This is a genomic window from Halococcus salsus (genome assembly GCF_009900715.1).
In the GTDB taxonomy this organism is placed as follows: Archaea; Halobacteriota; Halobacteria; order Halobacteriales; family Halococcaceae; genus Halococcus; species Halococcus salsus.
Genome location: NZ_JAAAJC010000004.1, coordinates 209514 through 223942, shown reverse-complemented (window position 1 = coordinate 223942; position 14429 = coordinate 209514). Strand labels below are relative to the sequence as shown.

At 67.8% G+C, this 14429-nt stretch carries 15 protein-coding genes; 12 read left to right on the top strand and 3 right to left on the bottom strand.

Translation table 11 applies throughout. The annotated features are described in order from the left end of the window. Positions 1 to 115 precede the first annotated feature (115 nt). The 5 genes from GT355_RS12680 to GT355_RS12660 all read left to right on the top strand — a co-directional run bounded on the left by GT355_RS12680 (position 116) and on the right by GT355_RS12660 (position 5871). Positions 116 to 727: a VOC family protein gene (locus GT355_RS12680; protein WP_120074020.1), complete on the top strand. Its 612-nt coding sequence runs from the start codon at positions 116 to 118 to the stop codon at positions 725 to 727. A gap of 60 nt (positions 728 to 787) precedes the next feature. Then, positions 788 to 2122 (top strand): Trk system potassium transporter TrkA, encoded by a 1335-nt coding sequence (trkA, locus tag GT355_RS12675; RefSeq protein WP_160134951.1) that lies wholly within the window; start codon positions 788 to 790, stop codon positions 2120 to 2122. Beyond that, positions 2123 to 3580 carry a TrkH family potassium uptake protein gene (locus GT355_RS12670; protein ID WP_160134950.1) on the top strand — a complete coding sequence of 486 codons (1458 nt, stop codon included), beginning with the start codon at positions 2123 to 2125 and terminating at the stop codon, positions 3578 to 3580. Between the two features lie 53 nt (positions 3581 to 3633). Next, entirely contained in the window at positions 3634 to 5190 is a 1557-nt protein-coding gene (locus tag GT355_RS12665) for a TrkH family potassium uptake protein (RefSeq protein ID WP_160134949.1), read from the top strand. Positions 5191 to 5595: 405 nt separating this feature from the next. After that, the gene (locus GT355_RS12660; protein ID WP_160134948.1) at positions 5596 to 5871 is read left to right on the top strand and encodes a ubiquitin-like small modifier protein 1; all 276 of its coding nucleotides are present in this window, start codon (positions 5596 to 5598) and stop codon (positions 5869 to 5871) included. Between the two features lie 15 nt (positions 5872 to 5886). Here GT355_RS12660 and GT355_RS12655 read toward each other — a convergent pair whose 3' ends face one another. Beyond that, a complete protein-coding gene (locus GT355_RS12655; protein WP_160134947.1) occupies positions 5887 to 6615 on the bottom strand; it encodes a nucleoside phosphorylase in 729 nt (242 codons plus the stop codon). A gap of 95 nt (positions 6616 to 6710) precedes the next feature. Between GT355_RS12655 and GT355_RS12650 the strand changes: the two genes are divergently transcribed. The 7 genes from GT355_RS12650 to GT355_RS12625 all read left to right on the top strand — a co-directional run bounded on the left by GT355_RS12650 (position 6711) and on the right by GT355_RS12625 (position 12495). Then, complete coding sequence (locus GT355_RS12650) at positions 6711 to 7784, top strand: aminotransferase class I/II-fold pyridoxal phosphate-dependent enzyme (protein ID WP_160134946.1); 1074 nt, start codon at positions 6711 to 6713, stop codon at positions 7782 to 7784. Between the two features lie 47 nt (positions 7785 to 7831). Then, a complete protein-coding gene (locus tag GT355_RS12645) occupies positions 7832 to 8209 on the top strand; it encodes a translation initiation factor IF-5A (RefSeq protein WP_007695398.1) in 378 nt (125 codons plus the stop codon). Beyond that, positions 8209 to 9018, top strand: a complete 810-nt coding sequence (gene speB, locus GT355_RS12640; protein ID WP_160134945.1) for an agmatinase — start codon at positions 8209 to 8211, stop codon at positions 9016 to 9018. The genes GT355_RS12645 and speB overlap by 1 nt, the downstream gene beginning before the upstream one ends. A gap of 186 nt (positions 9019 to 9204) precedes the next feature. Next, complete coding sequence (locus GT355_RS12635) at positions 9205 to 9966, top strand: Nif3-like dinuclear metal center hexameric protein (RefSeq protein WP_160134944.1); 762 nt, start codon at positions 9205 to 9207, stop codon at positions 9964 to 9966. 299 nt (positions 9967 to 10265) lie between these two features. After that, complete coding sequence (locus GT355_RS12630; RefSeq protein WP_160134943.1) at positions 10266 to 12041, top strand: BCCT family transporter; 1776 nt, start codon at positions 10266 to 10268, stop codon at positions 12039 to 12041. Then, positions 12038 to 12190, top strand: coding sequence for a hypothetical protein (locus tag GT355_RS18070; RefSeq protein WP_192928015.1), 153 nt, complete (start codon positions 12038 to 12040; stop codon positions 12188 to 12190). Before GT355_RS12630 ends, GT355_RS18070 begins: the two co-directional genes overlap by 4 nt. 62 nt (positions 12191 to 12252) lie before the next feature. After that, entirely contained in the window at positions 12253 to 12495 is a 243-nt protein-coding gene (locus GT355_RS12625) for a hypothetical protein (RefSeq protein WP_120074000.1), read from the top strand. A gap of 12 nt (positions 12496 to 12507) precedes the next feature. Here GT355_RS12625 and GT355_RS12620 read toward each other — a convergent pair whose 3' ends face one another. Both GT355_RS12620 and ilvA read right to left on the bottom strand, forming a co-directional pair. After that, positions 12508 to 12975 (bottom strand): universal stress protein, encoded by a 468-nt coding sequence (locus tag GT355_RS12620; RefSeq protein ID WP_160134942.1) that lies wholly within the window; start codon positions 12973 to 12975, stop codon positions 12508 to 12510. Between the two features lie 95 nt (positions 12976 to 13070). Next, positions 13071 to 14306 (bottom strand): threonine ammonia-lyase, encoded by a 1236-nt coding sequence (ilvA, locus tag GT355_RS12615; protein ID WP_160134941.1) that lies wholly within the window; start codon positions 14304 to 14306, stop codon positions 13071 to 13073. Positions 14307 to 14429: the final 123 nt, after the last annotated feature.

Below are 14429 nucleotides of genomic sequence, written 5' to 3'. Positions count from 1 at the left end.
CTCGCGCCTTCGGCGCTCGCCGAGACGAACCCACACCGCTATGACTGCCGGAACCGCCGTACGCTGTCACCGTTCCGAGACACAGGCTCAAGTACCCGGAGAGCGTAGTTTCGGTATGGACGATACCGACGTCACCGCCGAGCTGCCGGAGAGCACCCTCCGCACCACGGGCACCGACCACGTCACCCTCATCGGGAGCAACGAGGAGGATACGGTGGAATTCTACCGCGACGTCCTCGGGATGCCGCTGGTGCTCCGCCAGCCCAACCTCGACGCCCCCGAGATGACCCACCTGTTCTTCGATACGGGCGACGGTCGGATGCTGACCTTCTTCGTCTCCGACGAGTACGACTCCCACCAGGGCCCCCAGCGACCCGGCATCGGCGCGGTCCACCACCTTGCTTTTTCCATCGCGCCCGACCGCTTCGTCGAGACCAAGGAAGCCCTCGACGGGATCGGCCACCGCTACAACGAGTTCGACCGTGGGGTGTTCCACTCGCTCTACACCCACGACCACAACGGCCTCACGATCGAACTCGCGACGGACAAGTACGACATCCCCGACGACCGCCGTGGCGAGGTGCTCGCGGCGGCCCAGCGCGCCCGGGTCGAGGCCGGTGCGGAGTACGCGAAGGACGAACACGTCGAGACCGCCCTCGACGAACTCGGCCTCCCGATCGAACGCCACGAACTCCCCGAGGCGGTCGCGGGCACCGGCGGAGAGTAGAAAGGGGAATCCACTTATCGACACCCCCCGAGAGACGGCCATGAGCGAGGGCTGCGGTAGATGCGGGTGATAATCGTCGGGGCCGGCCAGGTCGGCTCGACGATCGCGGCGAACCTCGATGCCAACCACGAGGTCGTCGTGGTCGACATCGACGACGACCGCGTCGAGAACCTGATGTACTCCTACGACGTGCTCGCGATCGAGGGCAACGGGGCCGCGCTCCCGACCCTCCGCGAGGCCGACATCGAGCGAGCGGACATGGTGATCGCGAGCACCGACGACGACGAGACCAACATCGTCACCTGCGCAGCCGCGAAGACCGTGAGCGATGCGTTCACCGTCGCACGGGTGCGCGGCACCACCCACCTCGACACCTGGCAGGAGGCCGGCGGCGCGTTCGGCGTCGACTTCATGGTCTCGACCGACCTGCTGGCCGCCGAGACCGTCGCCCGCGTCATCGGCCTCCCGGCGGCGCGCGACGTCGACACCTTCGCCGACGGGAGCGTGCTGATGGCGGAGTTCTCGCTCCCCCCGGAGAGCCCGCTCGTGGACCGAACCGTGGCGGAGGTCGACCGGTTCGACGAGGTCACGCTCGCGGCGGTGCTCCGGGAACACGAGGTCATCATCCCGAAGGGCGCGACGACGCTCGCCGCCGGCGATGACCTGGTGGCGATCGGCAGCCCCGAAGGCATCCGGGCGTTCGCGGGCGAACTCACGCCGGACCAGCAGGGAGAGGGCAAGGACGTCGTGGTGGTCGGCGGCAGCGAGGTCGCCCTCCAGACCGCCGTGATCCTCGAGGACCGCGGTCTCCACCCGCGGCTCATCGAGCGTGACCCCGAACGCGCCCGCGAACTCGCCGAACGCCTGCCCCACACCACCGTGCTGTCGAGCGACGCGACCGACCGCGAGTTCCTCGCGCGCGAACACATCGACGAGGCCGACGTGGTGGTCGCGGCGCTCGACTCCGACGAGAAGACCCTACTCGCCTCGCTGCTCGCCGACCGGATCGGCGTCGACAGAACCATCGCGCTCGTCGAGACCGCCCAGTACGCCAGCCTCTTCGAGGCGGTCGGCGTCGACGCGGCGATCAACCCGCGCGACGCGACGGCCGAGGAGATCATCCGGTTCAGTCGCGAGGGGCAGACCGAGAACGTCGCCATCATCGACGACGACCGGGCGGAGGTGCTCGAGATCGAGGTCGACGCCGAGAGCGTCCTCGCGGACCGGCCGATCCGTGACTCCGCCGCCGACCTCCCGGAGAGCGTGACGATCGGGGCGATCACGCGCGACGGTCGCTACGTCATCCCACGGGGCGACACCGTGATCGAGGTCGGCGACCACGTCGTGTTGTTCGTCGAAACTCGCTCGATCGACACGGTCGCGGCGCGGGTATAGATGCCGGTCCGGGTCGACCTCCGAACCAGTGCGAACCTGCTCGGCCGCGTCCTGACGGCGCTCGCCGGCCCGCTCGCCGCCCTCGCCGTCGTCGCCCTCCTCTACCGCGAGCCCATCGCGCCGTTCGTGGTCCCGGCCACCGGCTCGCTCGTCGTCGGGCTCGGGCTCTCACGTCTCGAACGCGGCGATCCGGGTCCCCGCGAGGCGTTCTTGCTGGTGGCGTTGGCGTGGCTCTCGATCGCGCTCGTCGGCGCGGTGCCGTTCCTGATCGCGGGCGTCGGAACGCTCGCCGACCCGACGAACGCGCTGTTCGAGTCGATGAGCGGGATCACGACCACCGGCGCGACCGTGGTGGGGTCGTTCGAGATCCACGCCCGGTCGATACTGCTCTGGCGGAGCGTGCTCCAGTGGCTCGGCGGTCTCGGGATCCTGGTGCTCGCGGTCGGCGTGCTCTCGGGCCTCTCGGTCAGCGGCGCGCAGCTGATGGAGACCGAAACCCAGAACCAGAACGTCACGAAGCTCACCCCCCGGATCGCCCGCACCGCCCGGCTGCTCGGCGGCATCTACGCCGGGCTGACCGGCCTGTTGGTGCTCGTCCTACTCGGGCTCCGACTCGTCGGGGCCCACGCCCTCACCACGGTCTCGACCGCGGGGTTCTCGCCCGAGGCCGCGAGCATCGGCGCGTTCTCGCCCGCGGTCCAGTGGGTCGTCATCGTCTTCATGATCGTCGGTGCGACCAACTTCGTGCTGATCTACTTCCTCCTCCAGGGCGATTCGAGCCGGCTCCGTGGGAGCGAGGAGTTCAAGTTCTACATCGGTGTCGTGGCGTTCGCGGCGGTCATCGTCGCGGGCGTGCTCGCGCTGGACGGCCAGTTCGCCACCACCGAGGAGACGGTGCGCCACGCCCTCTTCAACGTGGTCTCGATAATCACCACGACGGGCTACGCCACGGTGGATTTCGACACGTGGTCGACCGGCGCACGTCACGTCCTCTTCCTCGGGATGTTCATGGGTGGGATGGCGGGCTCGACCACCTGTTCGATCAAGACGGTGCGGTGGCTGGTCGTGGCCAAGACGTTCCGGCGCGACCTCTTCACCGCGATCCACCCGAGCGCGGTCGTTCCGGTTCGCATCTCGGGCGGGGCGGTCGACGAGGGAACGATCCGCGACAGCTACGTCTTCATCCTCGCGAGCATCGTCCTCTTCGCGGCGCTCACGGTGTTCGTGGTCGCCGATGCCGCACGCGCGGGCGTCGAGATCGGCGAGTTCGCGGCGATGGGCGCGGCCGCCTCGACCTTCCTGAACATCGGGCCGGCGTTCGGCTTCGCGGGCCCCTACGGGAGCTACGAGGGCTTTCCGGTCACCACCAAGCTCGTGATGACGGTCATGATGTGGATCGGCCGGATCGAGATCGTACCCGTGCTCGTGCTGTTCACGCCGTCGTTCTGGCGGTCGTAGCCGAAGCGGTGGATTAATCGTTCGACGCGATAGCGATCGGGCGTGAGACGGACGTGACCCGGACGAGCCGCTTACGGGTCGACTGGCGTGCGAGCGTGGGCCTCGTCGGCACCGTCGTGAAGTACCTCTCCGTGACGCTCGCGATCCCGCTGGTCGTCGCGCTCTCCTACGGCCGGGACATCGTCACCTTCGCCGTCGCCATCGTCCTCGTCGCCGGGATCGGGTTCGCGCTCGAACGCGTCGACCCCGACCCCGACCTCTCGGCCCGCGAGGGCTTCCTGATGGTGGCACTGACGTGGCTCGCGGTCGGGGTCGTGGGCGCGATACCCTACCTCATCGCGGGCGTCGGCGGGACGGAGTCGACCCTCGCCGACCCGACGAACGCGCTGTTCGAGTCGATGAGCGGGTTTACGACGACTGGCGCGACCGTCGTCGGCGAAATATCCTTCGAGCGCCACTCCCACGCCATCCTGCTCTGGCGACAGCTCACCCAGTGGCTCGGTGGGATGGGGATCGTCGTGCTCGCGGTCGCGATCCTCCCCGAACTCTCCGTCGGCGGCGCACAGCTGATGGACGCCGAAGCCCCGGGGCCCGGGATCCAGAAGCTCACCCCGCGGATCGCCGAGACCGCGCGGGTGCTCTGGCTGGCCTACCTCGGGTTGACGGTGCTCGAAATGGCCCTCCTCTACGGGCTCCACCTCGCCGGCCTCGCGCCGAACATGGACCTCTACAACGCGGTCGCCCACGGTCTCACCACGATGCCGACTGGTGGGTTCTCGCCCGAGGCCCGCTCGATCGAGGCGTTTTCGAGCGCCGTCCAGTGGGTGATCATCCCGTTCATGGTCGCGGCGGGGACGAACTTCGCGCTGGTCTGGCGCGTCCTCGACGGCGAACCCCATCGACTGACGCGTGACGCCGAGTTCCGCTCCTATTTGGGTGTCATCGGCGTGCTGACCGCCGTCGTTGCGGGACTCCTGTTCGCCGGGACCGGTATCGAGACCGTCCAGCAGGGCATTCCACCGATCGCGGGCGAGCTCGAGGACTCGGTTCGCCACGCCCTCTTCAACGTGGTCTCGATCGTGACCACGACGGGCTACGCCAACATGGACTTCAACACCTGGAGCGACCCCGCCCAGTACCTCCTGCTCTTCGCGATGTTCATCGGCGGCTCGGCGGGCTCGACCGGTGGCTCGGTCAAGATCATCCGATGGTTGGTGATCCTCAGGTCCCTCCGCAGCGAACTCTTCTCCACCGTCCACCCCGAGGCCGTCTCGCCCGTTCGCCTCGGGGGTCGGGTGATCGACGACCGCGCCATCCGAGGGATCTACGCCTTCACGCTGCTCTATCTCGTCTTCTTCGTCGTCGCCACGCTCGTCGTCGCCACCGACGCCTGGCGGGTGGGCTACGAGGTCACGGCCTTCGAGGCGATGAGCGCCGTCGCCTCCACGCTCGGCAACGTCGGCCCGGGCTTCGGGAGCGTCGGCCCGATGAACAGCTACCTCGACTTCCCGGCCACCTCGAAGCTGTTCATGACCTTCCTGATGTGGATCGGCCGGCTCGAGATCCTGCCCGTGCTCGTGCTCCTCACGCCGGCGTACTGGAAATCCTAGACCCCCACCGTCCCCACCTTTCGCGTCCCCACCTTTTGCTGCGCTCGTTCGCTTCGCTCACTCACTGGCAAAATGTGGATCAAAAGCCAGCGTCACCCCTTCACTCCGTTCAGGGGTTCCTTGGCCCGCTCACTCGCTCCGCTCGTTCGCGGTACGATCACCACCCTCTCCGCAACCGCACAGCACCGCCGAAGCCCTCGGACGCGAAGCGTCCTCGCCCTTCATCCACCAGGAGAGCACCGCTCTCCTGAGCCTCGGCTCGCTCCCGCTCGCCGAGACACCAGGAACCGCTACCGCAGCCGCACCGCGACCGCCCGGCAGCCGCACCGCAACCCCCGCAACGACCGCACCCCATCGCACCGCGACCGCCGGATCGCATTTGTGTTCGCCGACCCTTCTCGAACCATGCACTGGAAGCTCTTCGCCACCCTCGCCGAGACCGCTGGCGAACGCGAAGTCCCTATCTCCGTGGAACCGAACGCCACGCTCGCCGACGCGCTCGCCGCGCTGTTCGAGCGCCACCCCGCGCTCGAAGCCGAGATCGTCGAGGACGGCACGGTCCGGGACCACATCAACCTCCTCAGAAACGGTGAGGACCCGTTCACCGACGGCGACGGGCTCGACACCCGACTCGACGAGGACGACGAACTCGCCGCGTTCCCGCCGGTGACCGGTGGCTGAGGCTCTCTCGCTCCTTCAGAGCGAGACGGCACCGTCGAGCGCGATGTCGATGGCGCGCGCGACGTTGTTCTTCGCCTTCTCCGGCAGCTCCTCGTCGTCCTCGGTCTCGCCCTTCTGCGCGCCCGCGACGAGGTTCCCATCCACCGTGCAGATCGCCCCCGCCCGGAGCCCCTTCCGGCGCGCGAGCGAGAACACCGCCGCGGCCTCCATCTCGACGCCCAGCAGGCCCGCTTCCTCCCAGTTCTGGACGTACTCGTCGGTCTCGGCGTAGAAGGCGTCGTCCGAGGCGATCGGCCCGACGTGGACCGGCTCCTCGCGGCTCTCGGCCGCATCCACGAGGCTCGACAGCACGTCGAAATCCGGGACGGCCGGGACCGTATCCGCCTCGTAGCGCCGGGTCGTGCCCTCGTCCTTCGCCGCGCCGGTCGCCACGATGACGTCGCCGACCTCGATGTCGGCCTGGAGCCCCCCGATGGTGCCTACCCGGATGAACGTCTCCACGCCGACGTTCGCGAGCTCCTCGATCGCCACCGCCGCCGACGGACAACCGACGCCGGTCGAGCAGATCGTCACATCAGTACCCTCGTAGGTCGCGTTGATGATCTTGTACTCGCGATTGTGGGTGATGAGTTCGCCGTCCTCGCAGTGACCCGCGATCCGGTCAACGCGGTCGGGGTCGCCGGGGAGGAGCACGACGTCGTGGAGGTCGCCCGGTTCGACGAGCAGGTGTGGCTGTTTGGCCATGCGAAGCGCTCGATGGCCGGGGGCAAAAAACGGTCTATCCGCTTTGGACACGGGGCTGTCGGGGTGCTTTTATCGCCGCTCGCGGTGTGTTCGGTATGCAGATCGAACCGTTCGCGCTCGAACGCTGGTTCGACGCGTACGAACACGATGCCGACGTCATGCTGGCCGAGAGCGGCATCCGGAGCCTCGACGCCTCGCGTTTCGACACCGACCCCGGCGAACTCGGCTACGTCATCCCGACCGACGGCGACCCTGCGTTCCGAGAACGGGTCGCCGGACGGTACGGCCGGGCGGCCGACGAGGTGGTCTTCACCTGCGGGACCCAAGAAGCGAACTTCCTGGCGATGCGCACCGTGCTCGACCCTGACGACCACGCGGTGGTCGTCACCCCGACCTACCAGTCGCTGCGGACCCTGCCCGAGACGTTCGCCGAGGTGACGACGGTGGAGCTCACGCCACCCGACTGGCGGCTCGATCCGGACGCGGTCGCCGACGCGATCCGCCCCGAAACCGAACTCGTCGTGCTCAACAACCCCAACAATCCCACTGGCCGGTACCACTCACAGGAGCGCGTCGAGTCGGTCTACGACCTCGCGGCCGACAACGACGCCTACCTGCTCTGTGACGAGGTCTACCGTCTGCTCGACGACGAACCGCAGGCTCCCGTCGCGAGCCTCGGTCCCCACGGGATCAGTACCACGAGCCTCACGAAGGCCTACGGACTCGCCGGCCTGCGGTTCGGCTGGGTCTGTGGACCGTCCGAGGTGATGGACGGCGTCAGGAACTGGAAGGATTACACGACTATCTCGCCCTCGATCTTCGGCCAGCACGTCGCCCGCCAGGCCCTCGCCGACGAGACGGCGATCCTCGACGAGAACCGGGCGCTCGCGCGGAAGCACCGGGAGATGGTGGCCGAGTTCGTCGAGAAGCACGACCTCGACTGGCTCAAACCGGTCGGGGTGAACGGCTTCCCGACGATCCCCGACGGGTTCGCGGACTCGGAGGCGTTCTGTCGTACCGTCGTCGAGGAAGAATCGGTCGTGCTCGCCCCCGGGAGCGTCTTCGGCCACGACGACCGCTTCCGGATCGGGTTCGGGCTCCCGACCCCGGCGCTCACCGACGGACTGGAACGCGTCGAACGGGTCATCGAGACCCACGGCGGGGCGTAGACGAGCGGTTCCAAACCGTTTATACCCCCGGATTAACAACCACGGACATGGCCAGACAGCAGACGCAAGTTCGCGAACTCGACGAGGGAAGCTACGTCATGATCGACGATACGCCGTGTCAAATCACCGCCTACAGCACCGCCAAACCCGGCAAGCACGGCAGCGCGAAGGCCCGTGTCGAGGGCAAGGGCGTCTTCGACGAGAACAAGCGCAACTTCACCCAACCTGTGGACGCGAAGGTCTGGGTCCCGATCATCAACCGAAAACAGGGCCAGGTCGTCAGCATGGAGTCCGACAGCGTCGCCCAGGTGATGGACCTCGAGACCTACCAGACCTTCACCATCAAGACCCCCGACGGCACCAGCCTCTCGCCCGACGACGAGATCGAGTACCTCGAGATGGACGAACAGCGCAAGGTCGTCTGATGGGCTTTCCGGGGGCGCGAGCCGACGAGGAGGGCGCGAACTACGTCCTCCGTGGTGCCCCCCTCGACGTCTCGACCTCCTTCCGACCCGGTGCGCGTTTCGGGCCCCGTGAACTCCGTCACGCCGCCGAACCGTTCGAGGACTACGACCACCGCACGGATCGAACCTTCTCCGCCCTCGGCGTCCACGACGCCGGGGACATCGCTCCCTGGAACGACGTCGGTGAGTATCTCGACTTCCTCGCGGGTGACCTCTCGGATACGGCGGACGACGGACGGCTGCCGCTGCTCGTCGGCGGTGAACACACCGTAAGCGTCGCCGGGGTTCGCGCGACCCAACCCGACGTCTACGTCTGCCTCGACGCCCACCTCGATCTTCGAGAAGAATACATGGGGAATCCACTGAGCCACGCCACAGCGACGCGTCGCGTTCTCGACCACGCCGACCGAGCGGTGATTCTCGGGGCACGGGCCGGGAGCGAGGCCGAGTGGGACCGCGCCGAAGCGGACGACGTGACCGTCGTCCCGCCGGCGTCGGTGCCGGACTGGAGTCCGGATCTCGATGGATCGGTCTACCTCAGCGTCGACATCGACGCCGCCGACCCCGGCTTCGCGCCCGGCACGGGCACCCCGGAACCGTTCGGCCTCGTGCCGCGCGACCTCCGGGACGTGGTCCGCGCGGTCGCGCCGCAGTGCGTGGGGTTCGATGTCGTCGAGATAAACGACCGCGACGACGGCCAGGCCGCCGCGCTCGGCGCGAAACTCCTCCGGGAGTTCGTCTTCACGCACGCGTCCCGAACCGCCGATTGAGGGGAGTTATTTCTTCGAGTCCTTGCCGCGGCGGAGGAGTCGTTTGGCCTTCCGCTTGATCCGTCCCTGTGTCTTGTTCGGGAGTCGTCGCCACGCTTTCGTGATCTTCGAGAGCTTGCTCATAGAATCGACCTCCGGGGGAAGGAGGTCACACACGTTCTTAACCGTGGCGGCGGAACCGCCGGTATGCACCTCGACGAGTTCGCGGCCCGGCTCGACGACCGCCTCCGTACCGACGCGTTCGCGGACCTCGACGCGAGCGCCAACGGCCGCCAAGTGGATTCACCGGTCGAGGTCGACCACGCCGCGTTCGCGGTCGACGCCGCCGTCGAGACCGCCGAGCGGGCGGTCGAGGTGGGAGCCGACGTCCTCGTCGTTCACCACGGCCTGTTCTGGGGCGATCTCGAGCGGGTGACCGGCGCGCGCTACGACCGGCTCGCACCCTTCTTCGAGCACGACCTGGCGCTCTACGCCGCTCACCTCCCGCTCGATAGCCACCCCGACCTCGGCAACGCCGCGGGGGTAGCGGACGCGCTCGAACTCGAAGCCCAGGAGCCGTTCGCCGCGCTCGGGGCCGAACACATCGGGATCGCGGGGATCGCCCCGGAGGGGTTCACGCCGGACGGACTCCGAACGGCGCTCGCCGAGGCGTGTGGCCCGGAAAACGGTGTCCAGCACCTCGACTTCGGTCCCGAGACGGTCGAGGAGGTCGCGGTCGCCACCGGGAGCGCCGCCGACTGGTTCGACGAGGCCGCAGAGTGGGGCGCGGACGCGTTCGTCACCGGGGAAGGCAAACAGCAGGTCTACCACGAGGCGAAGGAGGCGGGGATCCACGTCTATCTCGCGGGGCACTACGCCACCGAGACCTTCGGCGTGCGCTCGCTTCAGGCCCTCGCCGATGGATGGGGGATGGAGACGACGTTCATCGACCGGCCGACGGGGCTGTAACGAAGCCGCCGCGACCAGGAAGCCGGGGATCGGTCGACGATACCGCGACCGATTCGGGTATATAGCGCGTCGTGCTCAACCTGAAGATTTATAAGGGCGACTGGTAACTTTTCGCATGCGTATCGATACCAATCGGGTCGCGACGCGGCGGTGGCGACCGCGTCGTGGGGGGTGGCCCGGACCCGCTGGCATCGGGAACGATTATAAGCGCGTATCCACACGATCGAACACGTAGATCATGATTGTACGACGATACGAACTCGACGGCTCGAAACGCGAATCCCACGGAGGACGGGTGAATGGCTGAATCCGACGACACGACCGGGGAGATGTCCGGTGGGCTCCAAGTGGAGCTGTTCCACCCCGATTCGGACCGCGAGCCGGGGGACACGAACCACGAACTCCTCGGGGGTCGATTCGACGTCCACCCGGTCGTCTTCCCGGGCGCGCTTGCGCTCATCGTGTTGTTCGTCGCGATCACGTTGTTGTTGGGTCAAGAGCAGGCGACCGCCGTCTTCGACGGGACGAAGTCGTTCATCGAATCCACGTTCGGGTGGTTCTACCTGCTCGCGGTGAACGTCTTCCTGATCACCATCGTCTACTTCGCCGCCAGCAAGTACGGCTCGATCCGGATCGGCGGGGTCAAGGCCGAACCCGAGTTCAGCCGGTTCTCGTGGATGGCGATGCTGTTCAGCGCCGGTATGGGGATCGGGCTGATGTTCTACAGCGTCGCCGAACCGATGGTCTACATGGGGAGCCCCCCGGAGTTCTTCGGTGCCCAGTCCGGGACCGCCGCGGCCGGGACGGCGGCGCTGGCACAGACCATCTACCACTGGGGGCTCTCGCCCTGGGCGATCTACGGGCTCGTCGGGCTCGGCCTCGCTTTCTTCTCGTTCAATCGGGGGCTGCCGCTCACGTTCCGGTCGATCTTCTGGCCGCTGCTCGGTGAACGGATCTACGGCTGGCCGGGCCACGTCATCGACCTCGTGTCGGTGTTTGCCACCCTCTTCGGGCTCTGTACCTCCCTCGGGCTGGGCGTCTCGCAGGTGAACCAGGGGATCTCCTACGTTGGTGGCGATATGCTCGGGATCGTCGACGTCCCGGTCGGGACGGTGCCCCAGGTACTCCTCATCGCCGGGATCACCCTCATCGCGGTGGCGTCGGTCGCGGCGGGGCTCGACGGCGGCGTCAAACGCCTGAGTACGGTCAACCTCTACTTGATGTTCCTCCTGCTCGGCTTCGTCTTCGTCGTCGGGCCGACGCTCTACATCGTCGGCGGCATGGTCGAGGGGTTCGGTACGTACCTCGGGAACTTCCTCGCGTTGAGTTTCTTCACCGGCACGATCGGCGCGGGCGCGGGTAACACACTCGCACCGACCGTCTCGGGGTGGACGGTCTTCTACTGGGGCTGGTGGATCGCGTGGTCGCCGTTCGTGGGGATGTTCATCGCGCGGATCTCGAAGGGGCGGACGGTCCGCGAGTTCGTGCTCGGCGTGTTGGTGTTGCCCACGCTGTTCTCGACCGTCTGGCTCTCGACGTTCGGCGGCGGCGCGATCGCGAACGCCCTGACCGGCAACGGCGCGGTGCTCGCGGCCTACAACGAGGTCGGCCAGACCGTCGCCATGTTCGCGCTCCTCGAACAGTTCCCGCTGGGTGCGGTCTCGGGGATCCTCGCGACGCTGCTCGTGATCAGCTTCTTCGTCACCTCGTCTGACTCCGGGTCGTTGGTCATCGACCACCTCACCTCGGGCGGGAAACACGACGTCCCGAAGGCCCAACGGATCTTCTGGGCGACCACCGAGGGCATCGTCGCGGCGGTGTTGCTCTGGGGTGGCGGTCTCACCGCGCTCCAGGCGGCGGCGATCTCGACGGGGCTCCCCTTCGCCGTGATACTCCTCGTGATGTGTTATACGGTCTATCTCGGGCTCAGAAACGAGTACGAGATCCTCGAATCCGAGGAGTTCATGGACCACATCGAGGAGATCCGGAGCGACGAGGACGTGGCCGTGACCTCCTCCGGTGGCGACGTCGTCACGGACGTCTCGGGAAGCGACGACGCGACCTCGACCGATTGACCCGCCTCGTCTCGGTCGGGTTGGCGGTCGTGGCCACCCTCGCGATGGCCGGCGGGGTGGCGCTCATGACGGCGGAGCGATTCGGGCTCGCCGGGGCGCTGTTCCTGAGCGCGAGCATCGTGATCTACGCTCGCGAACGGTGGACGTGAGCCCGAACCACGGTCGGTGCCGACCGTGGCGTTCACTTTCCCCGAGTCCATCGGTTCGGCCGATGACCTCTCTTCGACATACACCCGGTCCCGACGCGGCAGCGGCGTTCTCCCTCGGTATCACGACCGTCGCGACGGTCTCGCTCGCGAGCCTCGGAACGCTCATCTGGCTCGGCGTGCTGGCGGTCTTCGAGGCGGCCCTCGTCGCCGTGCTCGGGCTGCCGGTCGCATTGCTCGTGGTCGCGTGTCTCCTCAGCGTCTGGCTCGGTTACGACAAGGACGCGACGGACGTGGCGCTCTCCTGAAACCGGATCCGGTCAGTCGCTGCCCGTCCCGGCCCGACGGGCCTCGGCCTCGGTCACCTTCGTCGAGATGACCGGGACGGACGAGGTCCGGACGACCTTCTCGACGATGGTGCCGAGCAGCGCGCCGAACCGGCCCTGATAGCCGGTCCCCATCACGATGGCGTCGAGGCCCTCGTCGTCGGCGTACCGGACGACCCGCTCGTGGACGGTGCCGGGTTTGACCGCCGTGGTGCACTCGACCCCGGCGGCCGCCGCCATCTCGCGCACCTCCTCGGTCACGCGCTTGCCGTAGGCCTCGTACTCCTCGCGGACCTGTTCCTCGTCGTCGCGGATCGAGAGGGCACGCGGCACGCCCGGCAGGTCCATCACGTAGAGCGTGTGGACCGTCGCGTCCAGCGCGGCCGCGAGTTCGATACCGTGCTCGGCCGCCTTCCGGGCCTCGTCGCTCCCGTCGGTCGGGATCAGGATTCGGTCGTACATCGCGATTGCTCTACGAGACCGTCCAACACGCTGTGCAATGGGTGTTTCGACGCGCCGGCCGGCGTTCGACGGACGAGAGCGATCACCGAGGGGTCTCAGGCGTTCTCGTGGCTCACCTCGTAGCCCTCCTCGCGGATCGAGTCGATGATCGCGCGGGCGTGACCCGCGCCGCTGGTCTCGACCCGAAAGAGGAGGTACGCCTCGCCGACGTCGAGTTCGGGGGCCGAGCGGTCGTGGCGCACGGTGCGGATGTTCGCGCCGTGGTCGGCGACGATGTTCGAGAGACAGCCCATCTCGCCGGGGCGGTCGTCGATCCGGACCTGGAGCCGGAGGATCTGCTGGCGGTCGGTGAGCGCGTGGACGAGCACGGTTCGAAGCATCGTCATGTCGAGGTTGCCACCGCAGAGCAGCGCGAACACCCGTTCGCCCTCGACGTCGAGCTCCTCGCCGAGGAGCGCGGCGACCGACGCCGCGCCCGCCCCCTCGACGACCTGTTTCGCCCGCTCCATCAACAGGAGCACCGCCTGGGCTATCTCGTCGTCCGAGACGGTGACGACCTCGTCGACGTGCTCGTCGATCAGCGAGAGGGTGAGATCCGAGATCCCACCGGTCGCGATGCCGTCGGCGATCGTACTCACCGAATCGAGGGTCACCGGGATCCCCTTGTCGAGGCTCTCGTGGACCGTCGCGGCCCCCTCGGCCTGGACCCCGACCACCCGGGTCTCCGGCGAGAGATGGTTGTAGGCCGTCGCGATCCCGGAGATGAGCCCACCACCGCCGATCGGTACCACCACCGTGTCGACGTCGCGGTCCTCACACATTTCGATCCCGAGGGTGCCCTGGCCCGCGACGATCGCGGGGTCGTCGTAGGCGTGGACGAACGCGGTCGCGTCGTCGTCGACCAGGCCCTGGGCGTGGGCCATCGCGGCCTGGAAGTCACGGCCGACGAGGTCGACGTCGGCACCGTAGCCCCGGGTCGCGTCGACCTTCGCCTGTGGGGCGTCGGTCGGCATCACGATGGTGGCGTCGATCCCGAGCCTCGTCGCCGCGAGCGCCACCCCCTGAGCGTGGTTGCCGGCGCTGGCGGCGACGACTCGTTCGGTCCCGCCGTCCGCCGCGAGCTGGGCGATCGTGTTGTACGCCCCGCGGGTCTTGAACGAGCCCGTCCACTGGAGGTGCTCCATCTTCAGCGAGACCTCGCCGCCGGTCATCGTATCGAGCGACGTGCTCCGCTCGACCGGGGTGTGCTTCACGACCGAGTCGTCGTCGAGGCGGTCGCGGGCGCGCTCGATGTCGGCGAACGTGACGGTCTCCGAAGGCTGGTCGGTCATCTGTCGGTGTGGTTCGTGGTGGTCATCGGATCGTCTTCTCGTTGTCGGGGTCGAACAGCGGTTCGTCGCGTCCCGTCGCGGGATACGACCGGTCCCCGGATCTCGACCGGTCCGGGAGCGTGT